Raw genomic sequence first — 23,143 nt, 5'->3', positions numbered from 1 at the left:
GACTTTTAAAACATCCTCTAAGCAATAGCCAATTTAGGGTTGAGTTGCAAGGCTTTCTGGTAAAGTGCGATCGCCTCTTCTAATTTCCCTTGAGCATTTAGCACATTCCCTATACCCACGTAAGCTTCGGCATCATTACGGTTGAGTTGTAACGCTTTTTGGTGCGCCACTAATGCTTCTTCTAGTTTCCCCTGTCGCCGCAAAGCATTACCCAAATTGTTATGAGCTTTGCCATTATTGGGTTCAACTTGTAAAACTTTCCGCCAAATTGTCTCTGCTTGGGAATTATTACCCACCGATTCGGCAGCGTCGCCTTGTTTAAATAGCTGTTCAATATTGTTTTGAGCAACTACAAACTGGGGTGTGGTAGCCAGAAATAGAGTTAAAAATAGAGTAGTAAATATACGGTTGTGCATAATCATGCTCATACGTTAGCTGATTTTATCAGGACTTACCCGAAAATCGCTAAAAATCGGATGAATTTTTGATAAATACTCGTGAATGAGTCTTTGAACTCCGTGAATGAACCTCAGAGCTTCGTAAATGAGTCTTTGAACTCCGTTGATGAACCTCGGAGCTTCGTGAATGAGTCTTTGAACTCCGTTGATGAACCTCAGAGCTTCGTGAATGAGTCTTTGAACTCCGTTAATGAACCTCAGAGCTTCGTGAATGAGTCTTTGAACTCCGTTAATGAACCTCAAAGCTTCGTTGATGAGTCTTTGATACTCGTGAATGAGGCTTTGAACTCCGTTAATGAATGAAAATGGGTGGTTATTCAATGCGATCCCAAAGACGCGATAAATCGCCGTCTCTACAAAGGACTGATTCTTGTAGAGACGGCGATTTATCGCGTCTCTTGCTTAACCGAACAGTATCAGGCGGTTATTCTCAGGGGAAAATTAGACTTGAGAGCAGTTTTTCAGAAAAACAGGTTGGCCGCCTTGCTCAAGAGATGCTGTTAAAGCAGCAAGAATTTCTACTAACTCAGTGCCTACCCAGCCAGACGAAATCTCTGAGGGAGTATTGTTAAGGATAGAGACAACAAAGCGATCGCAAACTCGCCCCAATGGTTCCCCTGATTCTAACTCCAGCACCACCTGCTTTTGATTCACAGGAATAAATTGATTACCTTGTTGTTCAAACTCCCCATGTAGCAGGGTTAGAGGTGATGATCGCAACATCTCATCAAAAATCAAGCTACCAAGGCTACCTACAATCCCCAGCCGTCGCTGCTTATCAGGATTTAACCAACACAAATGAATATAAGCTTGAAAGCCATCTGGGTATGTCAGTGTTACCCATACTAGATCAGCCAAACCTTGAGGCAGAGGAGAATTTATATCTTTCTGCTCCCCTGCTCCCCTGCTCCCTTGCTCCCCTGCTCCCTGTAGCCACACCGTACCCGTTGCTTGTACTTTCACAGGAATCTGACCTAGCCAAGCGTTAAAGATAGCAATATCGTGAATAGCTAAGTCCCACAATGCATCAACATCTTGCCGGACAGGCCCTAAATGGGTGCGCGTCGCGTAGCCATAGCGTAAATCTCCTAATTTCCCCGCTTGTACTACAGTTTTTCCTCGCTCAACTGCTGGGTGAAATAAATAAGTATGGTCAACCATGAGTATTAAATGATGCTGCTCTGCTAGATGGCAAAGTTCTCGGCATTCTACTGGGTTGAGAGTTAGAGGTTTTTCTGCTAAAACATGGTATCCCTGCTGGAGAGCATCTTTAATTAAATCATAGTGGGTGGTAGCAGGAGTTGCGATCGCCACACCTGTCAATCCTGGCACTTTCTTTAAATCTTGCCATTGAGTTGTCAATAATACATTTTCATCTAAATTAAACTGCTGCTTTATCGCCGCTAATCGTTCTGGATGAGGATCTACTACAGCAACTACACTTACTTCGGGATGTGCTAAGAAATTTCGCAGCAGATGCACTCCCCAACGTCCAACTCCGATGACAGCAATTTTAATTTGGTTTGTCATTAGTTATTTGTCACTTGTCATTGGTCATTAGTCATTAGTCAAATAACAAATGACTAGCAACTGATTATCAGTTTATTTGTAATCTTTTGAGTTCAGGGTTTTTCCGGATTAGAGATTGCTAAAAAAGCTACCTTGGCTGCGGCTTGTTCAGCGGTTTTGATTGAGCGCCCCTTACCAAATCCTAGCTTGGTTCCGTGCAGCCACACTTCAGCCACAAAACGTTCATGATTACGGTGCGGTTGACTGACTTCTACAACCCGATACTCTGGTAAAACTTTAAATTGTGCCTGAGTCCATTCTTGGAGAGCAGCTTTGTAATTAAGTCTGGCAGGATCAAGGCGAATTTCTGTTGCTAATTGTAGGAAGTGGGGATCTAGCCAAGAGCGGATCAGTTCTAGATTTTGAGTACTTAAGTAAAGCGCCCCCAGAACTGCTTCAAAAGCGTCTGCTAGTCGTGACTCTAGTCCAACTTTATCAGCGGTAGCACTGCCAGCAACTAGTAAGTATAACTCCAAACCATAAGTTCTGGCCAATTGGGCGAGGATGCGATCGCTCACCAACACCGAACGAATTGCCGCAAAATCCCCTACGGGACAATCGGGATAATTTTCCCATAACACAACAGCCGACACCAGGCGCACCACTGCATCGCCAACAAACTCCAGCTGTTCATAATTTGCCGAATCAGAAACAGTGGGATGAGTTAGCGCTAAATCTAGCAGTTCCCACTTTATAGGTGCTTCTAGCGACAAACCTAATTTTTGGACTAAACTTTCAAGTTGCCGTTGACGGCGTGGATAGGCAAGGGACATTACATAACAAGGGGAAGGGGGGCAGGGGAGGAAGGGGGCAGGGGGAGCAGGGGAAAAATACAAACTTCTAATTCTTGTACAGACGCGATTCATCGCGTCTCTTCTAACTCAGCACTAAAAAAGGGGGAGAGAGCAGTACATAAGCCGGGTTCTGTTCTCTTGCGAGGGCAGTTATCTATCTGGGACGCCTGTTACCAGACGCCTCTAGCGGCTCTCATTGAGCGGAACTGGTAAAAGACCAACCATAGTTCCTATCGCCTTGCTCCCAACCGGGGTTTACCGAGCCAGCACCTCTCGATACTGCTGGTGCGCTCTTACCGCACCTTTGCACCCTTACCAAAGATTGGAGAGTGGGGAGTGGTGAGTGGGGAGTGGGGTTTTTCTTTCCCTATTCCCTATTCCCTATTCCCTATTCCCTATTCTTGGCGGTATCTTTCTGTGGCACTATCCTCACGATCGCTCGCACTGGACGTTATCCAGCAAGTTTGGTCTTTCGGGAGTCCGGACTTTCCTCAAACCAGTGACTATGACTGATCTGCAACCGCCTGCGTCTACTCTCTCCTTAGATCCAGTGTAATCTTGGATGGCATAGTCTGTCTGGTTGATATTACTTTTTTTTATTCCAAGGTAGAGCGTAAGTCCAAGGTAGTTTCCTGACTGTGAAAGGACAATTGATAATACTAATGGGAGGAAAATCACGACCTGGGGCTAGACCTAAACGTACCTCAGATATCCTGAGTACTAGTTGCAGGGAAAAGTCCAACTCCTTTCTTCTATTGATAAAGTCGTTGTACAGCTTTTTTTGGCCTTTTTGCAGCCCGTTAATATCAATTAGTGGTTTTTTGGCTGAATAGGTTCCAGCTTCTTTATCGCGCTCAAATACATCTTCTGCTGTCACTGTCTCAGAAAGTGTTTTTTTGGGAGCAATCAGGCTAGGACTTTGAGGTACTGCTAAGTCGCGGGTTAAGTCTGGTGATTTCCGAATCACACGCCGCGATTGTTTGCTATGCTCAACGACTAAAGAACTATTGTCCCAGTCAACGTATACGGCAACATTCTCAGATTTATTTTCTATGCTAATTCCTAAATCTTTCAAATCTTCAATGGCGTATGAGGGTTTAAGTTTAAAGGAAATTCCAATTTTGTCGTCGAGATTTTGTTCTTTTAGTTGCTCATCAACGATTCCTTTTTTAAACTCAAATTTAACTTGGTCATCAATGGATTCAACCATGCGGTTAAACACATAAGAGACACCAATAATATAAATCGTCAAAACTACTAAATTCTGGTCGCTACTCCTCATAACTCAGAATCTTAACTCCCGGTGCTAATGAATATATATTTGACTCATCGCTAATCTACAATTTTTAATTGCGCTTGATCACTACAGAATTTTGCAGCCAGCCTCGTCGCCAAAAAAAGAATACCAAACTAAGTGCGATCGCTACCATCACTGCCAAGCAAATTGGGTAGCCCCAATACCAATTCAATTCAGGCATATTATATGGCGATTTTTCAGTATTGAAATTCATACCATATATTCCGGCCACAAAAGTCAGGGGAATAAAGATTGTTGAAACTATCGTTAGCACCTTCATGATTTCATTCATTTTATTACTTACTGCCGAAAGGTACACATCCATTAATCCAGATGATAGTTCTCGATAAGTTTCTACCATATCCATCACTTGCACTGTATGGTCATAACAATCTCGCAGGTAGATTCGTACTTCTTCGCCAATTAGTTCACTACCATCTCGAATTAAGGAATTAATTGCATCTCGTTGGGGCCAGATAGCACGACGTAGTTGCAGTAGTTCTCGCCTAATTTGATAAATATTTTGTAGTGTTTGTGGCGTTGGTTTAACTATTACCTCCTCTTCTAACTCTTCGATTCGCTCTCCATAAAGCTCCAGCACTGGGAAAAAGCCATCAATAATCGCATCTAACACAGCGTAAGCTAAATAATCCGCGCCCTGTTTGCGGATGATACCTTTGTTTTTTTCAATTCGCGATCGCACTGCTTCAAAGCAATCATGTTCTGGTTCCTCTTGTACTGTCAACAAATAATTTTTCCCTAATATTAAACTTACTTGCTCGCTGTAAAAACCACATGTTCTTTCCTTTGGTACTACCATGCGGGCAATGAATAGCAATTGGTCTTCATAATCCTCTGTTTTGGGACGCTCCGGTACATTGACTACATCTTCTAAAACTAGAGGATGTAACTCAAAGACGTTACCCAATCGTTGTAATATGTCCTGACTGCCTAAACCTTGTACGTCTACCCAAGAAATGGATTCGCTATCAATATAAGGGATACATTCCTCTGGAGTTGCTATTTGTTCGCGGATGAAATTGCTTTGGTTATAGTCAATCAAGAAAATTATTGGTGGCGGAGCATCTGCATCAATAAAAATGGTTCCAGGGATAGTCCCTGGTTGGTGATGGAACTCATCTTCGTATGGATTATTTAGTATTTTGGGAAGGCGACGCAGTTTTCGTGCCATAAAATATTACCTAATAGTGATTAGTCATTTGTCATTTGTAAATAACAAAGTACATAAGGATAACTTACACGTAATTTTTTCAAACTTAATATAAAAACGGTAATTTCTAAATTATCCAATTATTTAGGTTGATAATTTACTCATCAGCCAGACTTAATCTGACAAATTACGAATTACGAATTACGAATTACGAATTGGTATAACATATCGCCTCTGAATCAGCAATGCTACAAAAAACAGTTTGCCTTGCCCAGGCAAACTGTTTAAAAAATATTTATCTGGGTGAGCAGAAGTTAGAACATACCCATGCCGCCCATGCCGCCCATGCCACCCATGCCACCCATACCGCCCATACCGCCCATATCAGGGGCAGGAGCAGCGGATTTCTTCTCTGGCTTCTCAACAACGATCGCTTCGGTAGTTAAGACCAAACCAGCAATGGAACCAGCATTTTGCAAAGCTGAACGCACGACTTTGGCAGGGTCGATAATACCAGCAGCAATCAAGTCTTCAAATTCGCCAGTAGCAGCGTTGTAGCCAATGTTGAAGTCGCTATCCCGGACTTTCGAGACGATCACAGAACCTTCAGCACCGGCATTGTCTGCTATTTGGCGCAAGGGGGCTTCTAGCGCTCGTTCGACAATATCAGCCCCAATTCTTTCTTCGTCATTTTGTAAGGTCTTTTTAATCGCTTCTACCGCCTTAGCTAAGTGAATTAGAGTTGTTCCACCACCAGGAACAATACCTTCTTCCACGGCTGCTTTAGTAGCATTCAGCGCGTCTTCAATCCGCAGTTTACGGTCTTTGAGTTCGGTTTCGGTTGCCGCACCCACTTTAATCACTGCCACGCCGCCAGCAAGCTTGGCGATGCGTTCTTGGAGCTTTTCTTGATCGTATTCAGAATCGGTTTCTTCTAACTGTCTACGAATTTGACCAATCCGCTTTTGTACTTCTGGCTTGGTGACACTGCCAGCTACAATGGTGGTGCTTTCTTTGTCAATGGTAATTTTGCGGGCAGTTCCCAGCGCTTCTAGAGCAGCGGTATCTAGGCTTAAGCCGATTTCTTCGGAAATCAACTGTCCATCGGTGAGAATGGCAATATCTTCTAACAAAGCTTTGCGGCGATCGCCAAACCCAGGCGCTTTAATGGCAGCCACGGCTAGTACACCCCGCGCTTTGTTCACTACCAGAGTTGCCAAAGCATCACCTTCGACATCTTCAGCAATGATTAACAAAGGTTGACCAGAACGGGCGACTTTTTCCAAAATTGGCACTAAATCTTGGATGCTGCTGATTTTTTTGTCAGTAACCAAGATCCGAGCGTTTTCAAATTCAACAATTTGCCGCTCGTTGTTGGTGACGAAGTAGGGAGAAATGTAACCTCTATCTATCTGCATCCCTTCAACTACTTCTAGTTCGGTGGTTAGGGATTTAGATTCTTCAACGGTAATGACACCATCTTTGGTGACTTTTTCCATTGCTTGGGCTAACATTTGGCCAACTTCTTCATCGTTACCAGCAGAGACAGTAGCAACTTGAGCGATCGCACTTCCTTCTACTGGCTTGGCTATTTTGGCAATTTCTTCTACCAGTGCCTCAATAGTTTTGTCGATCCCACGTCTTAAGCTAACTGGATTACTACCCGCCGCGACGTTCTTTAAACCTTCCCGAATCAAGGCTTGTGCTAAAACTGTGGCGGTGGTTGTACCATCCCCAGCGACATCTTTAGTTTTTGAGGCTACTTCCTGGATGAGTCTTGCACCAGTATTTTCCAAAGGATCTTCTAATTCAATTTCCTTGGCAACAGTGATACCATCGTTGACAATTTGAGGTGCGCCAAACTTTTTTTCTAAAAGGACATTGCGACCTTTAGGCCCCAAGGTGATTTTTACGGCATCGGCAAGGGCGTTAACACCCCTTTCTAGAGCTCGCCGCGATTCCTCGTCAAATGCAATAATTTTCGCCATGTTTTATTTCTCCAGCGCTTCCATTAGACAATTTAGCACTCACAGCGCCAGAGTGCTAATCTCTCAAGCGGCTCAAGTTACAAATGGAAATAAAAAAAATTGATTAATATACAGGTGATGCTCATATTAGATACTGGCAGTAATGCTTGAATTGGGAGATGAATCTAGACAACTCCCTTAAGTCCCTTGGTATTGCCGACCCTAGCGGCACCGGCTGGTTGGCAGTAGTATTTACGTTCCTCTTGGCTTGGCTTGTAACTTGGCGTTTAATTCCGACAGTACGAAAATTTGCCTTGCGGGTAGGTTGGGCTGACCAACCCAACGCACGGCGACTCAATCGAGAACCTTTACCCAATGCAGGGGGGCTAGCTATCTACGCGGGTGTGATTGCCGCGCTGGTATTAGCTAGCCTTTTACGACCGATCGAACTCCAAAACGTATTGGCTCAGGTGCTCACTATTCTGTTAGGGGGTTCGATATTAGTTCTTGTGGGCTTTATCGATGATCAGTTCGGCTTACCGCCCTCTGTTCGATTGTGGGCGCAAATTGTCACGGCACTGTTGCTGGTAGCTAATGGCATCAGTGTCCAAGTGATGTTTGGCACTCCTATCGACTCGTTACTATCCATGTTGCTAACAGTGCTATGGGTAGTAGGGATTACCAACGCCATTAACTTGATGGATGGTATGGATGGTTTGGCGGGAGGAATCAGCTTTATTACCGCCATGAGTTTGTTGGGGGTTGCAGCCCAATTTAACAATCGTGCAGCAGCTATTTTGGTATTAGCAGCCTTGGGAGGTGCTGCACTAGGGTTTTTGCGCCATAATTTCTATCCATCACGAATTATTATGGGTGATGCCGGAGCATACTTTTTTGGCTATGTGCTGGCAGCAACTAGTATTTTAGGCAAACTGCAACAAAACACAGTTTATGCACTAATTCCTACTGTTTTATTTCTGTTGTTACCAGTGCTAGACACCACTCAAGTATTTGTGCGGCGGCTACTAGCAGGAAATAACCCTCTCAGTACTCCTGGTAAAGACCATTTGCACCACCGCTTACTTGCTTGGGGACTTTCCCAGCGCCATGCTGCGTTCACTCTTTGGTCAATTACCTTAGTTTTCAACTTGCTGGCGATGAGAATACAAGGTATGAGTTCGGCTGTGATACTGACTACCGCCAGTAGCATTATTCTTCTTTTGGGTTTTACTGTCTGGCAAAGGATACGCCAACAGCCTTAGTTGCTTGTCGGGTGGGTTAAGCGCGATCGCATCGCCTTCACCCACCATCGAACAATAGAAGTTAGCTGCTAATCCTGATTTTCCCTATGCTGCAAAGCTTAACTCGATGTTAAGACGGCAAGGTGCGTGGTGAGGTCTAACGACCTTGTGGCGTATTATGGTCAAGAATCACGCGATTGCTAGGTCGTGGAAAGAGGAAACCCAAGGAGTGATCTTTGGAATCCCCCATTGCATTCGGTACTCCGAATCAGTTGTGGGAGGATGTCAAATCTGACCGTCATTTTGAGCAAGCGGGATTTGCTAAATTGTTGTAAATCAAAAAATACTGGCATTTAGACAAGGTTTTTATTGTGGCAATTAATGAATTGCCACGACAATACGTTAACTTTTCTATGTAGATAAGTTAGCCATCAGTTATTCCTGCGCGTTCTGTCGTAAAATCAGCGACGGGGAATCAAAAATTATAAAAATACTGGGTAATTTCTGACTTGTTCTGTTGTCAACAGTAGGGGCAATACTCTGCGGGAAGCCGCTTCTCTACGAGACGCTACGCGAACGCGTCTACATGAATTGCCCCTCCGGATTTTCGTAGGGACACCGCAATGTTCCCTAGCCCGTGCTTTATTTGTTTGAAAAAGGCTGTAATACCTAACCGAGAGTATTGTCACCAATAGGACTATTCACTCCTTGAATACCCAATTGACATTGGGTAGCAATACACGATACATCATGATTCAACCGTTAAATTTTTAAAGATGAAAAATTTCTTTAATTTCAGGTTTAACCAATACAAGGAGGGGTGGATATGGATTTTAGCTTAATTGTATCCAATATTTTGAATCCGCCAATCCTGTTTTTCTTTTTAGGCATGATTGCTGTTTTTGTCAAGTCCGATCTAGAAATTCCTGCACCAATTCCCAAACTATTTTCGTTGTATCTGCTGTTTGCCATTGGTTTTAAGGGAGGAGTAGAACTAATCAAAAGCGGTGTAACTCAGGAAGTAATTCTAACACTCGCAGCAGCAATGATGATGGCTTGCGTTGTTCCAATTTATACCTTTTTTATCCTGAAGTGGAAATTGGATACTTATGATGCGGCTGCGATCGCTGCAACTTATGGCTCTATCAGTGCTGTCACCTTCATCACGGCTAGCGCTTTTTTAACTGAGCTTGGCATTAATTTTGATGGTTACATGGTAGCAGCTCTTGCCCTGATGGAATCTCCAGCGATTATAGTTGGTCTAATTTTGGTGAATATATTCACCGCCGATGGCAAGCGGGACTTATCGTGGCCGGAAGTTTTACAAGAAGCATTTCTTAATAGTTCAGTTTTTCTCCTAGTTGGTAGTCTCTTTATAGGTGTCTTGACAGGAGAACACGGTTGGAAAGTATTAGAACCCTTTACTCAAGGGTTATTTTATGGTGTTCTCACCTTCTTTTTACTGGACATGGGATTGGTCGCTGCTAGAAGAATTAAAGACTTGCAAAAAACCGGAGTTTTCCTAATTTTATTTGCCATACTAATTCCTATACTCAATGCAGGGATTGGGTTGTTAATTGCCAAATTCATCGGTATGCCTCGCGGAGATTCGCTTTTGTTCGCTGTATTGTGTGCCAGCGCTTCTTATATTGCTGTTCCAGCGGCGATGCGGATGACTGTTCCAGAAGCAAATCCCAGCCTGTATGTTTCTACCGCTCTAGCGGTGACATTTCCGTTCAATATTATTGTGGGAATTCCGCTATATCTCTACGGAATTAACCTATTTTGGAGCTAATAATATGCACGTAGTTAAAAAGATAGAAATTATCGCTAACTCCTTTGAGCTTGCCAAAATTTTAGATAATTTAGACAAGTCGGGTGTACATAACCATGCCGTAATCCGAAATGTTGCTGGTAAAGGATTACAAGGAACGACAGAAGATTTAGACATGACTATGCTTGATAATGTTTACATCCTGGCATTTTGTATGCCAGAACAACTCAAACCTGTTGTAGAAAATATCAAACCACTTCTCAACAAGTTCGGGGGTACTTGCTACGTTTCTGATGTGATGGAGATTCGCTCTGTCAGATGTGTTGCGTCAATGTAAGAGAGTTATAAATTCAATGAAGCATTTCATAGAACGTCGTGACTTTTTAAAGTTAGGAATGACCGGGGCGTTTGGGATGATGTTATCTGCCAGCGATTTACTCTGGCGGGTAGAACAGGCTACAGCGGGCGAAATGCACCCAGCCTCTACTCAATCCCTTAGTCCCGATGCAGCCTTACAAAAGCTGATAGAGGGAAATCAGCGATTTGTTGATCATCATCCCCAATACCCTGATCAATCTGCGCTGCGGTTGCAGGAAGTTGCTCAAGCTCAACATCCGTTTGCAACTATTCTTAGTTGTGCGGATTCACGAGTACCCGCAGAAATTGTTTTTGACCAAGGCATTGGGGATATTTTTGATGTTCGGATTGCCGGAAATATTGCCACACATGAAGCGCTCGGCAGTATTGAATATGCGGTTGTCTTATTAGGTAGTCCGTTGCTGATGGTAATGGGTCATGAGCGTTGTGGGGCTGTAACCGCCGCTGTACAAAACGAATCGTTACCTGGTGATATTAGTACTTTTGTTCAGGCCATTAAGCCAGCCCTGAAAAATGTCAAAGATCAGCCAGGTGATGCGGTTGAAAACGCTGTCGTGGCAAATGTGCAATATCAAATCGAACGGTTGAAGCACTCAAAGCTTTTAACTAAGCAGGTGGAGGCGGGAAAATTGAAAATTGTGGGGGGTCGTTACGATTTAGATACAGGTAGAGTAGTTATTATTACTTAGTTCGGCAAACCTCAAATTTCAGACAGGAGCGATCGCTTTTAGTTTTCCATAAGAGATAATCGCGATCGCACATCAGAAAAGCCTCTTTCCCCCTGATGTCTAAATGATAAGTCTTTAGCCGAACACGATATCAGGGGAGTGTCAAATTGCCTGTTTGCGCCAATTTCTTTTTTGCAGTTTGGTTTGCCAAGATTCCATGTAGGTGTAAAAAACGGGCGTCAAATAAAGTGTGAGAAACTGCGAGAACACCAACCCCCCAACTACCGTTAAACCAAGGGGACGACGTGTATCTGCACCGGCTCCCAAACCGAGGGCGATAGGCAGTGTACCCATGAGTGCTGCCATTGTCGTCATCATGATGGGGCGGAACCTCACCAAGCAGGCTTCATAGATAGCATCATAAGCAGTTTTGCCATTTTGACGGGCAATAATTGCAAAGTCAACCATCATGATCCCGTTTTTCTTCACAATGCCAACCAGCAGGATGATGCCCACGAAGGCGTAAATATTCAAGTCAACTTGAAACAGCAATAGGGTCAGTATTGCCCCAAATCCAGCGGATGGTAAGCTAGAAAGGATTGTCAGCGGGTGAATGAAGTTTTCGTAGAGAATCCCCAAAACGATATAAATCACTAAGATGGCAACCAGCAATAACATTCCTAAGCCCTGAATTGATGACTGGAATGCCTGCGCGGAACCTTGGAAGGCTGTACTGATAGTAGGTGGCAGTGTTTGACGGGCGAGTTGCTCAATTTTCCCAGTGACATTACCGAGTGATACTCCTGGCTTGAGGTTAAAGGAGAAGGTGACAGATGCCAGTTGCCCTTTGTGGTTGATAGTCAAGGGGCCTACATCTTTGCTCAAGGTTGCTACAGCGTTAAGAGGTACGAGTTGCCCACTGGGGGTACGAACTGAAAGTAAATCTAGGGCATTGGCATTTTGTTGATATTTTGGTTCCACACCCATAATTACTTGGTACTGGCTATCAGAGGCGTAGATAGTGGAAACTTGGCGAGTACCATAGGCATTACTCAGAGCAGTTTCAATCTGATTAGCCGTCAAACCTAGAGCCGAAGCTTGGTCGCGGTTAATGTCTACTTTTACTTGGGGATTCTTGATTTGCAAATCGCTGTTGACATCTTGTAAATCTGAGAGCGATCGCAATTTCTCTTCTAAAACTGGAGCATACTGGTAAAGCTCCTGGATATTGGGAGTTTGCAGAGTAAATTGATACTGTGCTTTTGTCTGTTGTCCACCAACATTGATGGCTGGAGGATTTTGCAAGAAAACTTTGATTCCAGGCACAACTGACAACTTCGGTCGGAGTTCCTGCACAACTTCATCAGCACTGAGATGGCGCTCATGGCGGGGCTTGAGTTCGATTAAAATTCTGCCAGCATTAGCGGAAGCATTTGGCCCGCCAGCCCCGACACTGGAGTTGATAGAATCGACATTAGAATCACGATAGGCGATCGCAGCTACAGCTTGTTGATGTTTTACCATCTCATCAAAGGATATATCCTCTGATGCTTGAGTAGTTGCAGTGATTTGTCCAACATCTGCGTTGGGAACAAACCCTTTAGGCACAATTATAAATAGATACACTGTTGCTACAAGAATCGCTCCCGAAATCACCATCGTCGTGCGGTGATACTTGAGTGATTTCTTCAAACTCCAATCGTATCTGCCCAATATCACATTAAAGATATTTTCTGAAAAATTGTAGAGACGACGGTTGAAATTTTGGATTCGGGATTGGAGACTAGGGACTGGGGACTGGGAATTAAGAATTTCTCCCTCATCTTCCCCTGCTTCCCCTGCTCCCCCTGCTCCCTCATCCCCCTCACTCTCTTGCTCATGATGAGGTGGACTCAAGAATCTTGAACACAGCATTGGCGTTAAGCTCAGAGATATTACGCCAGATACCAAGATTGCAACGCTGATTGTAACGGCAAACTCACGGAACAGTCGCCCCAAAATGCCTTCCATGAAAAGTATCGGGATAAATACTGCTACTAAGGAAATGGTCATAGATAAAATTGTGAAACCAATTTCTCTAGAACCATTTAGGGCTGCTTCCATCCGGCTTTCACCCATTTCCATGTGGCGGACAATGTTCTCTAGCATGACTACGGCATCATCAACCACGAAGCCAACTGAAAGGGTCAACGCCATCAGCGATAGGTTATCGAGAGAGAAGCCCAGTAGCACCATGACTCCAAAAGTCGCTACGATCGAAAGCGGCACTGCCAAACTGGGAATGACTGTAGCAGAGAGATTGCGGAGAAACAGAAAGATTACCAGCACCACCAGCGCGATGGTGAGCAACAGCGTGAATTGGACATCATCCACCGACTCACGAATTGACTGGGAGCGATCGTAGAGAATATCCATGTTCACAGCCGCCGGAATCTGTGTGCGGAAGGTGGGTAGCAATTTCTTAATTGCATCCACTACTTGAACAGTATTAGTTCCCGGTTGGCGCTGAATTGCCAGAACAATCGCCCGCACGCCAGAATTTTGGATTTTAGATTTTGGATTTTGGATTGAGGACTTGTCCCCTGCTTCCTTACTCTCCTTTTTGACAGGAAAATACCAACTTGCTATTTTGTCATTTTCTACACTGTCCAAGACTTGACCCAGTTCGCCTAGCTGCACTGGTGCGCCATTTTGATAGGCTACATTTAGGGAGCGATAGCTGGCGGCATCATTGAGTTGACCGTTTGCTTGGATTGTAGAATTCTGCTGTTGACCGTAAAGTGTGCCAGTAGGTAGATTAACATTTCCATTTGCGATCGCAGTTGCTACTTCATCAATTCCTATCCCCTTAGCACTCAGCGATTCGGGGTCAAGCTGAATTCGTACCGCGTATTTTTGGGAACCAAACACCTGCACCTGCGCTACTCCATCCACCATTGATAGACGTTGTGCCAGCAATGTCTCAGCATACTTGTCTACAGTTGATAGGGGGAGAATAGACGAGTTGAGGGAGATATAAAGCACTGGCTGATCCGCCGGATTTACCTTTCGGTAAGATGGGGGATTAGGCATATTAGTCGGTAACTGCTTCGCTCCCTTAGAAATAGCAGACTGCACATCCAATGCTGCGCCGTCGATATCCCGATTCAGGTCAAATTGCAGCGTCACCTGTGTAGTACCCAAAGAACTGGTAGAGTTCATTGAACTCAATCCCGCTATGCTAGAAAACTGCTGCTCTAAGGGGGTTGCTACCGAGGAAGCCATCGTTTCTGGACTAGCTCCGGGCAGGTTAGCTGTTACCTGGAGTGTCGGATAATCTACATTAGGCAGGTCGCTAACAGGTAGCTGTTGGTAACTGATCAGCCCAAATATCAAAATGCCAACCATAACTAGGGTTGTCATGATTGGACGCCGGATAAATAGCTCCGAAATGTTCATTGTGCTGCCTGCCTCTTGCTTCCTACTTCCGGTTTCACTTGGACTGTGGCACCAGGTACTAGGTTAAATTGTCCATCAGTGACTACTTGTTCGCCTGGTTTCAAGCCTTGCTTAATTACCGTTTCATTCCCAACGGTGTCACCTACCGTAATTGGACGCATTTCTGCTGTTTTGTCAGGTTTGACTACATACACAAACTGCCCTTGCTGTCCACTTTGTACCGCCTGGGAAGGAATAGTAATGGCATTTGGTTCTTCGCTGAGTTTGAGTACTACATTGACAAATTGCCCCGGAAACAGGCGCTCATCAGCGTTGGCAAAAGTACCCTTAAGTTGAATTGTGCCTGTTTGGGTATTGACTCCACTATCGACAAAAGTGAGTTCGCCTTGTACTGGATGCCCTACATCTTTAGGAGGTAAAGCATCGACTTTTAACTTGCCGTTATTAGCACTGTATTTTTTGATATCTGGCAGCAGTCGTTGAGGAATGGAAAAGTTGACGTAAATCGGGCGAATTTGGCTGATTGTAATTAGCGGATCATCGGCATTCGTCTGTACCAAGTTCCCTTGATTTAGCTTCAGACTACCTGTGCGTCCAGCAATTGGTGAGTAGATAGAACTGTAGGAAAGCTGAACTTTGGCATTGTCGATCGCAGCTTCATCTGCCACTACCACTGCCTCGGCATTTTGTACATCTGCTTGGGCTGCTGCGATCGCTGCCTGAGCATTTGCCACTCCCTCTTGATCTGCCTTCACAGTCGCCTGTTGAGCAGCAGCACTGGTTTGATATTGTTCAGCCTGTTCTTTACTGATTGCCCCTTCTTTGAGCAAACTAGCATAACGTTGAGCTTGCACATCTGCATTTGTTGCCTGGGACTTATCCTTCACTACATTCGCTTTTGCCTGGTTCACTTGGGCGATCGCTTTTAACACATTTGCCTGTGCCTGTTTTACCTGCGCTAAATCTTTAGCTTTGGCAGCATTAGCTTGCATCAGTGCGGCTTGTAGAGGACGGGAATCAATTTTAAATAACAAGTCTCCTTTCTTAACGTTCTGTCCTTGCTGAAAATAGACTCCCGTAAGCTGTCCGCCTACCTGAGACTTCACAGATACCGTGGAATATGCTTCCACCGTTCCCGTCGCCGATAGCTGTATTGGAATCGTTTTTTTAATTGCATTGGCAACTACCACTGGCACAGCTCGTTTTTTCCCTGCTTCTTTGCTACTTGATTGGGCGTCAGTTGCATTACAAGCACTACACAAGTAGGTAAGACCTAATATAAGTAGCGAGAACCGCCCTCTTTGAATAATGCTTTGAAAACAAGGAACAGCTTGAGCAGGCAAGGGCGAAGGCTCTATTGTCTGAATAGGGGCTAAACAGCGCATATCAACAATCTGGGGGGAAGGGGGAAGCACAGACACGTATTAGCTTGTCATTAGACATCGCATTTTCCGCAAAATGGTTGGTTGCGATTAACTCTAATTAGACAAACAAAATAGTTAGCTAAACTAAATATTAGTGTACTAATGATTGCTGTTTTAGCCTACCCTTTTGGAAGGAAATTGTTGTGAAAATGTTGTGACTTTGGTATTAAGTTGTTATGACTTTATTTGTATATACAAGATTGGGTTGACAAAATTGTTTGAGGGCAAATGGAATAGCCTAAGTAACAACTTTCTTTTACGAAAGCGATCGCTGTTTGTCTTTAGGCCAAAATAAATATTTTGACTCAGACATTCAAGCGATCGCCTCGCCTCAATTGAAATTTAGGCAGCCCAAAAAATTGGGGCAGGTTCCAAACCCGCCCCGGCTTCTGATATACTGCGCCCAACGGCTGTTGCTACAGGCTTTAAACTATTAACTAAATGCACCATATCTTCTAAAGAAAGTGCTTGACGGGCATCAGAAACAGATTTTTCTGGTTCTGGGTGACACTCAATAATTAATCCATCTGCACCGCAAGCGATCGCAGCCCTAGCCACAGGTGCTACAAGTTCCCGTTTACCAACGGCATGGGAAGGATCTACAATCACAGGCAGGTGAGTGATTTGTTTGAGTGCTGCTACTGCCCCTAAATCTAGGACATTACGAGTGTAATCATCGAAACTGCGGATACCTCTTTCGCACAACACCACATCAGGATTCCCGTGGCTGAGAATATATTCAGCAGCCATGACAAATTCTTCAATTGTCGCTGCTAAACCACGCTTGAGTAGTATTGGTTTACCAGCTTGTCCCAAAGCTTTGAGCAAGTCAAAGTTTTGCATATTGCGGCTACCAACTTGAAGCATATCAGCGTGGGCGGCGACTACTTCAATTTGGGAAATTGACATCACCTCAGTGACAACTGGCAGATTGTAATGCGATCGCACCTTTGCCAAAATCTCTAATCCTTCCACTCCCATACCCTGGAAAGCGTAGGGAGATGTGCGGGGTTTATAAACACCCCCACGCAATCCATGCACCGATGCAGTAGCTAGTTTTTGGGCGACTATCTCCATTTGTTCTAAGCTTTCAACAGTGCAGGGGCCGCCAATAATTACCAGTTCTTTGCCGCCGAAAGCGACTTTTTCTGAGATTTTAACGATTGTCTGGTGGTTCAGATGAGATTGTGCGGCAAGTTTGGCATTAATCATGGTTTCATTCTCCTGAAAAGTTAGTGATTGGGGATTGGGGATTGGGGATTGGGAATTGGGGATTGGGTAAGAGTTGTTTTACAGTCCTAATTTCTACTCCCTCAGTCCCCAATAACAAACAACAAAAAAGCCCGAAACCTTTAAAAGTTCCGGGCGCGTTCTGATTTATCGACATGACGCTATTTACCCGGAACTTAGTCTGGGCCAAAAGTAAAAGCCATAAAACCAGCTAGTGAAATAAGTCATGACGATGAAATTCTCCTTAAAAAAACAAAAACCGCAGAGTTTGCTCTGCGGTTCACCGGGCGGTTTCCATTAGGAAACTCGATTCACTCCCGGTGAACCACCTTAAACCAAAAATAAAAGTAGGAATTTGTGTTAAGCATTTGCGTAGCTCTTGCTGGAAAATTTAGAAGCTATACCTATTTAAGGTAATATTATCAGGAAGAGTAAACGGTGTCAAGACCTCCACAAACTATAAAAAAGCGATAGACTCATTACAACTGTGGGGATCAACACTATAAAGCTTTGGGGAATTCAAAATCACGCCCTTTCCTAAATTGTTTGGTGAAGTACTAGTGCAGCATGGCAAAAATAACTATCCAGTAAAAAAATTTTCTAACGAATACAATACAGCCAAATTAAGGTAATAAGGTAATTAGAGAGAATTATAAGCGGTGGTTTCCATACTTTAGAGGTTCAAAGAGCCAGGATTGAGAAGTTAGAATATATAATTCTCCTGACTTATGACTTCATCTTGCGAAAGCTTATTGCAGACAATTGACAATCGCCATACATTATTCTTACCCAAGTCCTCATTGACAAGATCAACTTTTTAGGATCATCAGTTTCATTATGCCTAGTTCCAAAATCTTAGCCCAATCTTTCGACTATCATGGAGCTTACCCCTGCCCAGTCTGTCGGATAGGTAAGATTTCTCATATGCCATTGATGGAAGCTATGGCTTGTGACTTTTGCCAAGAGATTTTTACAGTCAACTTAGAACTACAGCAAATCAAGATGCCTTCTAGGCAACCACCCTTAACTTGGCGTTGGAATGGGTTTAGTTGGACAGAAGGACAGCTAGAAGGTGTGGAGTTAGGTTGGGGCTATGGACTAGCAGCAGCAGTTTTTGTAATTCTTCCCACTACTCTAATTGGCATAGTAGCTTACTATTTTCCTGCTAATCTGAAGGAACCCATTACCTGGATGCCATATATTTGGACGATATTAACTTTTTTATCACATTTATCAATTATCGTTTGGATTTTTATTGAAGTCTATCAGATTCCAGTTGCAGCATATTGGAGAGCGATCGCTCGCTGGAGAAATGGGGAGATGGGGAGATGAGGGAGCAGGGGGAGCAGGGGGAGTGAGGGATTAGAATTAATAACCAATGCCCAATGCCCCATGCCCAATGCCCAATTCCCCATGCCCAATCCCCAATACCCATAATCAATAACAAATGATGCAGCGGATAGATGGCTCCATCACTCATAATTAAGTTGATTGTCCACCAAAATATCGTATGAGCGATCTGGAGCGGTACTATAGAGTTTTGGAATTAGAGCCTGGAGCAACACTTGAGGAAGTGAACCAGGCTTACAAAGATTTAGTCTTTGTTTGGCATCCCGATCGCATTCCTAAAGACAATCTCCGTTTACAGCAGAAAGCACAAGATAAGCTGAAAGCCATAAATGAAGCTCGTGAAAAATTGCGCTCTCTAAAAACCAAACCTCAAACTACATTTAATTCTCCGCCACCTCAACAAGAAAAACCATTTCAAACAACCCAGCAACCACCAAAGCAAAACTCAGACTTGAGTGGCAAAGACTACAGTCGGGCAAATTTGAGCAATAAAGACTTATCTGGCAGAAATCTGAGTTATGCCAATTTGAGTGGTGCTAATCTCAGCGATACTTTTATGCACAAAGTCAACCTCAGAGGTGCGAATTTATCTGAAGCAAATTTATTTCGGGCAAACCTACTTTTAGCGGATCTCCGGGAGGCAAATTTACGCGCTGCTAATTTGATTGGTGCGGATCTCAGTGGCGCCGACTTGCGAGGAGCCGACTTGACGGGAGCGCGGATTCGCTCTGGTGAGCGTCTTCTCGTTAAACTAATTGGTACTAACTTAGCAGGGGCAATTATGCCTGATGGTTCAATTTTTCAATAACCGAGGTTGCATTATTGAAGTACATCTTTTACCCCCCTTAATCCCCCCGATGCATTGGGGGGAAACCGGAAATTTAGTTCCCTCCCCTTTGCAAGGGGAGGGTTAGGGTGGGGTATTTTTGTACTTCATTAACTTGCAATCTGCTGTATTGCAAAAACGATCGCAGAGGCTACCAAAAACGCATATTTATTCTTTGGAAGTTCCTTTAGAGGTGCGATCGCTAATTATATACTTCTCTTAAAAAGCTTGTATAGTTTGTCCGAACCGTCATAGTAGTAGGATGACTTATACCTAAAGTCCGTTCACAAATTTTCAAAGCTTGCTCAAATAAGGGTTTGGCTTTCCTATAGCGTCCTCTATAACGGTAGAGTGCTGCGAGATTGTTCAGACTGATAGCGACATCAGGATGGTTATCTCCCAGTAAGCGTTTACTCAGTTCTAAAGCTTGCTGATACAGTGGTTCGGCTTCGCTGTAGCGTCCCGTAGATTCGTAGAGTTGTGCTAAATTGTTCAGGCTAGTGCCAACATCGATATGTTCTTCTCCCAGCAGGCGTCTTCTCAGTTTTAAAGCTTGCTTAAGTAAAAGTTCGGCTTCGCTGTAGCGTCTTGTATAACAGTACAATGCTGCTAAATTGTTCAGACTCGTGGCAACATTGGGATGTTCTTCTCCCACTAAGCGTTTCCACAGTTCTAAAGCTTGCTGATACAGCGGTTCGGCTTCGCTATAGCGTCCTGTAGATTCGTAGATTAATGCTAAATAGCTCAGGTTAGTAGCGACATCGGTATTTTCTTCTCCCAATAGACGTTTTCTCAGTTCTAAAGCTTGCTTAAGCAAGGGTTCGGCTTCGCTGTAGCGTCCTGTAGATTCGTAGAGTAATGCTAAATTGCTCAGGCTAGTGGCGACATCAGCATGTTCTAAACCAAGACGATTTTGAGTCAATTCTACACACTGTTGCAACCAAGTTTCTGCTTGCTGATAAAGTCCTTGACTTTGATAAAACCAGGCTAGTTTGGTAAACAGAGTGATTAGATTTTCATCGCCCAGATATTGGGATAAATTGGTTGCAACTTCTGTAATATGTGGAATATGTGGAGTGAGGTTGAGAATATCTTCAGGGTTAGGCTGTTGCGGAATTAGCTTTGCTACCTCTAACATCATCGCTGCAAATTTAGTTTTTGCTTCATCCGCCTCACTTGATTTATCCAACTTCATTTGAAAAAGTTGCCGAATCAATGGATTTAGACGATAAATTACTTTACTTTTCTGTTGTAGTAAATGTAATTCTAGTAAATCGTCTATGGCTTTCTTATTGAGTTGTTGTTTTTGGTCATCTTCTATCGTCTCAACAGATAAGGGAATGTCAGCTAAGGCACACAAACTTAGCAAACAGCCAAAGCTTTGTGCATTTTCATCCAATTGTTCCCAATTTAATTCAAAAGCTTCAATTACACCGTATTCATAAGACATCAATGAGTTAGCATTGACTACTGGTTCATGTTCCACTCGTTTCTTCTCTAGCCGCTTCAGCAATGTTTCCAGAGACAAATCTGGTATCTTATCCAAATATCGCCCCACTAACTCTAAGGCTAAAGGTAAATATCCTAAAAATTTACAAATTCTTCTCGCAGCCCAAGCTTCTTGTTGCAGTCGTTCCCGAACCACCAGCGATTTTAATAATTTCATCGCCGCCAATGGTTTGAGGATATCCAATTCGCTATTATATTTTGCATTCAGGAAAGCTTGTAACTTTTGTCGTTTGTCTCGACTGTTGGAAATCGCTAACTCAGGATAATTCTGGGCAAACTTGTCATATACCTCACCAATCCACTTTCTGAAAGCAACAATATCAACGTTTAATTCGCTGGCAAGTTTAGTTTCACTTTTTCCTAAGTTTTCTGTCTTAAAATACTTTGCAAAAGCTGCCGTTTGCTCTAGAGATAAGCCATTAGTAGCAGCTTCATTGGCTAGAAAATTAGCCCATTGCATAAACAGCTTGTGAAATTTACTTTTATTCTAGCTTTGTCTTCATTGGGAAATCTCCTCTCTTTGGGGTATAAATCCTATTCGCATAAAAGCATTTAAAAGCATTAACATAAGAATCAAACCGTCAAGAAAGAGAGAAGAAGGAGCGATCGCTATTTGAAGTTACAATTGATGGGCGATCGCTATTCTCCTGCTTGAAGTTTTCAGTAAACTGACCAAACTATCGGATAACCACAAACCAGCGTCACGCAAAGCTTGAATTCCAGGAGATATGCTTGGGATTAGTCCACGTCTTTTTGCTAATATCAGCAAGCCTCCGGTTCCGATAGTAATAATACCTAAAGCTTGACCACAACGCCGTGCTGCCCTATCGTCAACAATAGCGGCACAGTTGGAATTTTTTAGTGCCAAACTCAATACTTGTGATTCTCCCTTTCCTAAATCCCAAGCTGCGACTTCAGGAGCAATAGCATTAACTTCTACTGTTTGTATCCAAGAAATACTGGGTAATTGTGTTGATGCGATATCATCTTTTGTTGTGACTTTTTCAAAAACACCTAATGGAACTAAAACTTCTGTGAATAATTGTGGAAGTAATTCTGCTTGTTGACTTTTTAATAGAACAATCAAAGGTGAAGAGTTAATAATTACACGATTAATCGACATTTGCCAGTTCCTGGGCTAACTCTTGGGCAGTATATTGCATAAAATCTACTTTGTAGCGTGATAAGGCATTAATAAATTCAGCACGAGTTAGCCCAGCAATCTCTGCTGCTTTGGCTTGTGAGATATCACCTAATTCATACCATTTAACTGCGGCTGCAATTCGCATTTCTTGGATAAATTCTTCTGGATTTTTACGAAGTGCTGAAAATACTGTTTCTGGTAATTGGATTGGTACTGTTCGCATAATTTTATCCTCAAATTTGGCGTTTGGAATTTGAAACCGCAAAGCGATGTCTACGACGGACTACGCCTACGCTCTATTCTTTACTGTACTTTGGTTATGAGGGGAAGATCGCTGCTAAAATTTGAACTACAACTGTTGTCTGGCATCAGTTTGGTGTGATTTTGGGAAAGGGTGCGATCGCTAGCGATATGCTTCTCTTAAAAAGATTGCATAGTTTCCCCGAACTGTAATTGTATCGGGATGACCTACACCTAAAGTCTGTTCGCAAATTGCCAAAGCTTGCTGAAACAGGGGTTTGGCTTGACTGTAGCGTCCTGTAGAATCGTAGAGTCCTGCGAGATTGTTCAGGCTAGCGGCAACGTGGAGATGTTCTTCTCCCAGTAAGCGTTTTGTTAGTGACAAAGCTTGCTGATACAGGGGTTCGGCTTCGCTGTAGCGTCCTGTAGAAAAGTAGAGTAATGCGAGATTGTTCAGGCTAGCGGCGACGTGGAGATGTTCTTCTCCCAGTAAGCGTTTTGTTAGTGACAAAGCTTGCTGATATAGGGGTTCGGCTTGGCTGTAACGTCCTGTAAAAAAGTAGAGTCCTGCAAGATTGTTCAGCCTAATGGCAACATGGGGATGTTCTGCTCCCAGTAAGCGTTTTGTCAGTTCTAAAGCTTCCTGAAACAGGGGTTCGGCTTCG

The 23,143-nt window shown here is 43.5% G+C and carries 19 protein-coding genes and 1 other RNA gene; 6 read left to right on the top strand and 14 right to left on the bottom strand.

The genetic code is table 11. The features are described 5' to 3' along the window. Positions 1-17 precede the first annotated feature (17 nt). The 7 genes from A4S05_RS06205 to groL all read right to left on the bottom strand — a co-directional run bounded on the left by A4S05_RS06205 (position 18) and on the right by groL (position 7,277). Positions 18-416, bottom strand: coding sequence for a tetratricopeptide repeat protein (locus A4S05_RS06205; protein ID WP_069068956.1), 399 nt, complete (start codon positions 414-416; stop codon positions 18-20). 483 nt (positions 417-899) lie between these two features. Then, positions 900-1,988 carry a Gfo/Idh/MocA family protein gene (locus A4S05_RS06195; protein ID WP_176726929.1) on the bottom strand — a complete coding sequence of 363 codons (1,089 nt, stop codon included), beginning with the start codon at positions 1,986-1,988 and terminating at the stop codon, positions 900-902. Between the two features lie 92 nt (positions 1,989-2,080). Then, positions 2,081-2,800, bottom strand: a complete 720-nt coding sequence (gene rnc, locus A4S05_RS06190) for a ribonuclease III (protein ID WP_069068954.1) — start codon at positions 2,798-2,800, stop codon at positions 2,081-2,083. A gap of 124 nt (positions 2,801-2,924) precedes the next feature. Beyond that, positions 2,925-3,359, bottom strand: an RNA gene (gene rnpB, locus A4S05_RS06185) — RNase P RNA component class A. Positions 3,360-3,407: 48 nt separating this feature from the next. Next, positions 3,408-4,103, bottom strand: a complete 696-nt coding sequence (locus A4S05_RS06180) for a hypothetical protein (protein ID WP_069068953.1) — start codon at positions 4,101-4,103, stop codon at positions 3,408-3,410. 64 nt (positions 4,104-4,167) lie between these two features. Next, the gene (corA, locus tag A4S05_RS06175; RefSeq protein WP_069068952.1) at positions 4,168-5,310 is read right to left on the bottom strand and encodes a magnesium/cobalt transporter CorA; all 1,143 of its coding nucleotides are present in this window, start codon (positions 5,308-5,310) and stop codon (positions 4,168-4,170) included. A 293-nt stretch (positions 5,311-5,603) separates the two neighbouring features. Next, a complete protein-coding gene (gene groL, locus A4S05_RS06170) occupies positions 5,604-7,277 on the bottom strand; it encodes a chaperonin GroEL (RefSeq protein ID WP_069068951.1) in 1,674 nt (557 codons plus the stop codon). A 158-nt stretch (positions 7,278-7,435) separates the two neighbouring features. Between groL and A4S05_RS06165 the strand changes: the two genes are divergently transcribed. The 4 genes from A4S05_RS06165 to A4S05_RS06150 all read left to right on the top strand — a co-directional run bounded on the left by A4S05_RS06165 (position 7,436) and on the right by A4S05_RS06150 (position 11,338). Next, on the top strand, positions 7,436-8,518 hold the full coding sequence (locus tag A4S05_RS06165; protein ID WP_069068950.1) for an MraY family glycosyltransferase: 1,083 nt from the start codon (positions 7,436-7,438) through the stop codon (positions 8,516-8,518). 805 nt (positions 8,519-9,323) lie between these two features. After that, positions 9,324-10,292, top strand: a complete 969-nt coding sequence (locus A4S05_RS06160) for a sodium-dependent bicarbonate transport family permease (RefSeq protein ID WP_069068949.1) — start codon at positions 9,324-9,326, stop codon at positions 10,290-10,292. Between the two features lie 4 nt (positions 10,293-10,296). Continuing rightward, entirely contained in the window at positions 10,297-10,608 is a 312-nt protein-coding gene (locus tag A4S05_RS06155) for a P-II family nitrogen regulator (RefSeq protein WP_069068948.1), read from the top strand. Between the two features lie 16 nt (positions 10,609-10,624). Beyond that, positions 10,625-11,338 (top strand): carbonic anhydrase, encoded by a 714-nt coding sequence (locus A4S05_RS06150; RefSeq protein WP_176726928.1) that lies wholly within the window; start codon positions 10,625-10,627, stop codon positions 11,336-11,338. Positions 11,339-11,479: 141 nt separating this feature from the next. Here A4S05_RS06150 and A4S05_RS06145 read toward each other — a convergent pair whose 3' ends face one another. The 3 genes from A4S05_RS06145 to aroF form a co-directional block, all read right to left on the bottom strand. Next, positions 11,480-14,755: an efflux RND transporter permease subunit gene (locus tag A4S05_RS06145; protein WP_069068947.1), complete on the bottom strand. Its 3,276-nt coding sequence runs from the start codon at positions 14,753-14,755 to the stop codon at positions 11,480-11,482. Continuing rightward, complete coding sequence (locus tag A4S05_RS06140) at positions 14,752-16,098, bottom strand: efflux RND transporter periplasmic adaptor subunit (protein ID WP_069068957.1); 1,347 nt, start codon at positions 16,096-16,098, stop codon at positions 14,752-14,754. Before A4S05_RS06140 ends, A4S05_RS06145 begins: the two co-directional genes overlap by 4 nt. Positions 16,099-16,521: 423 nt before the next feature. Further along, a complete protein-coding gene (gene aroF, locus A4S05_RS06135; protein WP_256090840.1) occupies positions 16,522-17,433 on the bottom strand; it encodes a 3-deoxy-7-phosphoheptulonate synthase in 912 nt (303 codons plus the stop codon). A gap of 813 nt (positions 17,434-18,246) precedes the next feature. On the opposite strand from aroF, the gene A4S05_RS06130 reads away from it, so the two are divergent. Both A4S05_RS06130 and A4S05_RS06125 read left to right on the top strand, forming a co-directional pair. After that, entirely contained in the window at positions 18,247-18,741 is a 495-nt protein-coding gene (locus A4S05_RS06130) for a hypothetical protein (RefSeq protein ID WP_069068945.1), read from the top strand. A 178-nt stretch (positions 18,742-18,919) separates the two neighbouring features. Next, the gene (locus A4S05_RS06125) at positions 18,920-19,567 is read left to right on the top strand and encodes a pentapeptide repeat-containing protein (protein ID WP_069068944.1); all 648 of its coding nucleotides are present in this window, start codon (positions 18,920-18,922) and stop codon (positions 19,565-19,567) included. Positions 19,568-19,787: 220 nt separating this feature from the next. Here the strand turns inward: A4S05_RS06125 and A4S05_RS06120 are convergent, their stop codons facing one another. The 4 genes from A4S05_RS06120 to A4S05_RS06105 form a co-directional block, all read right to left on the bottom strand. Further along, positions 19,788-21,554: a tetratricopeptide repeat protein gene (locus A4S05_RS06120; RefSeq protein ID WP_069068943.1), complete on the bottom strand. Its 1,767-nt coding sequence runs from the start codon at positions 21,552-21,554 to the stop codon at positions 19,788-19,790. A 159-nt stretch (positions 21,555-21,713) separates the two neighbouring features. Next, a complete protein-coding gene (locus A4S05_RS06115; protein WP_069068942.1) occupies positions 21,714-22,217 on the bottom strand; it encodes a PIN domain-containing protein in 504 nt (167 codons plus the stop codon). Next, complete coding sequence (locus A4S05_RS06110) at positions 22,207-22,461, bottom strand: UPF0175 family protein (RefSeq protein ID WP_069068941.1); 255 nt, start codon at positions 22,459-22,461, stop codon at positions 22,207-22,209. Before A4S05_RS06110 ends, A4S05_RS06115 begins: the two co-directional genes overlap by 11 nt. A 180-nt stretch (positions 22,462-22,641) precedes the next feature. Beyond that, the coding region (locus A4S05_RS06105; RefSeq protein WP_141699653.1) for a tetratricopeptide repeat protein at positions 22,642-23,143 on the bottom strand (502 nt) is incomplete at its 5' end.

The sequence above is a fragment of the Nostoc sp. KVJ20 genome (genome assembly GCF_001712795.1).
Classification (GTDB): domain Bacteria; phylum Cyanobacteriota; class Cyanobacteriia; order Cyanobacteriales; family Nostocaceae; genus Nostoc.
The sequence above is the reverse complement of the archived record's forward strand: the minus strand, read 5'-3'. Positions and strand labels throughout refer to the sequence as shown.

Coding starts and splice junctions, on each gene's coding strand:
- A4S05_RS06120 (WP_069068943.1), bottom strand. CDS start 21,554: ATGCAATGGGCTAATTTTCTAGCCAATGAAGCTGCTACTAATGGCTTA.
- groL (WP_069068951.1), bottom strand. CDS start 7,277: ATGGCGAAAATTATTGCATTTGACGAGGAATCGCGGCGAGCTCTAGAA.
- A4S05_RS06150 (WP_176726928.1), top strand. CDS start 10,625: ATGAAGCATTTCATAGAACGTCGTGACTTTTTAAAGTTAGGAATGACC.
- A4S05_RS06115 (WP_069068942.1), bottom strand. CDS start 22,217: ATGTCGATTAATCGTGTAATTATTAACTCTTCACCTTTGATTGTTCTA.
- A4S05_RS06110 (WP_069068941.1), bottom strand. CDS start 22,461: ATGCGAACAGTACCAATCCAATTACCAGAAACAGTATTTTCAGCACTT.
- A4S05_RS06130 (WP_069068945.1), top strand. CDS start 18,247: ATGCCTAGTTCCAAAATCTTAGCCCAATCTTTCGACTATCATGGAGCT.
- A4S05_RS06205 (WP_069068956.1), bottom strand. CDS start 416: ATGCACAACCGTATATTTACTACTCTATTTTTAACTCTATTTCTGGCT.
- A4S05_RS06125 (WP_069068944.1), top strand. CDS start 18,920: ATGAGCGATCTGGAGCGGTACTATAGAGTTTTGGAATTAGAGCCTGGA.
- A4S05_RS06195 (WP_176726929.1), bottom strand. CDS start 1,988: ATGACAAACCAAATTAAAATTGCTGTCATCGGAGTTGGACGTTGGGGA.
- corA (WP_069068952.1), bottom strand. CDS start 5,310: ATGGCACGAAAACTGCGTCGCCTTCCCAAAATACTAAATAATCCATAC.
- A4S05_RS06155 (WP_069068948.1), top strand. CDS start 10,297: ATGCACGTAGTTAAAAAGATAGAAATTATCGCTAACTCCTTTGAGCTT.
- A4S05_RS06160 (WP_069068949.1), top strand. CDS start 9,324: ATGGATTTTAGCTTAATTGTATCCAATATTTTGAATCCGCCAATCCTG.
- A4S05_RS06145 (WP_069068947.1), bottom strand. CDS start 14,755: ATGAACATTTCGGAGCTATTTATCCGGCGTCCAATCATGACAACCCTA.
- rnc (WP_069068954.1), bottom strand. CDS start 2,800: ATGTCCCTTGCCTATCCACGCCGTCAACGGCAACTTGAAAGTTTAGTC.
- A4S05_RS06165 (WP_069068950.1), top strand. CDS start 7,436: ATGAATCTAGACAACTCCCTTAAGTCCCTTGGTATTGCCGACCCTAGC.
- A4S05_RS06180 (WP_069068953.1), bottom strand. CDS start 4,103: ATGAGGAGTAGCGACCAGAATTTAGTAGTTTTGACGATTTATATTATT.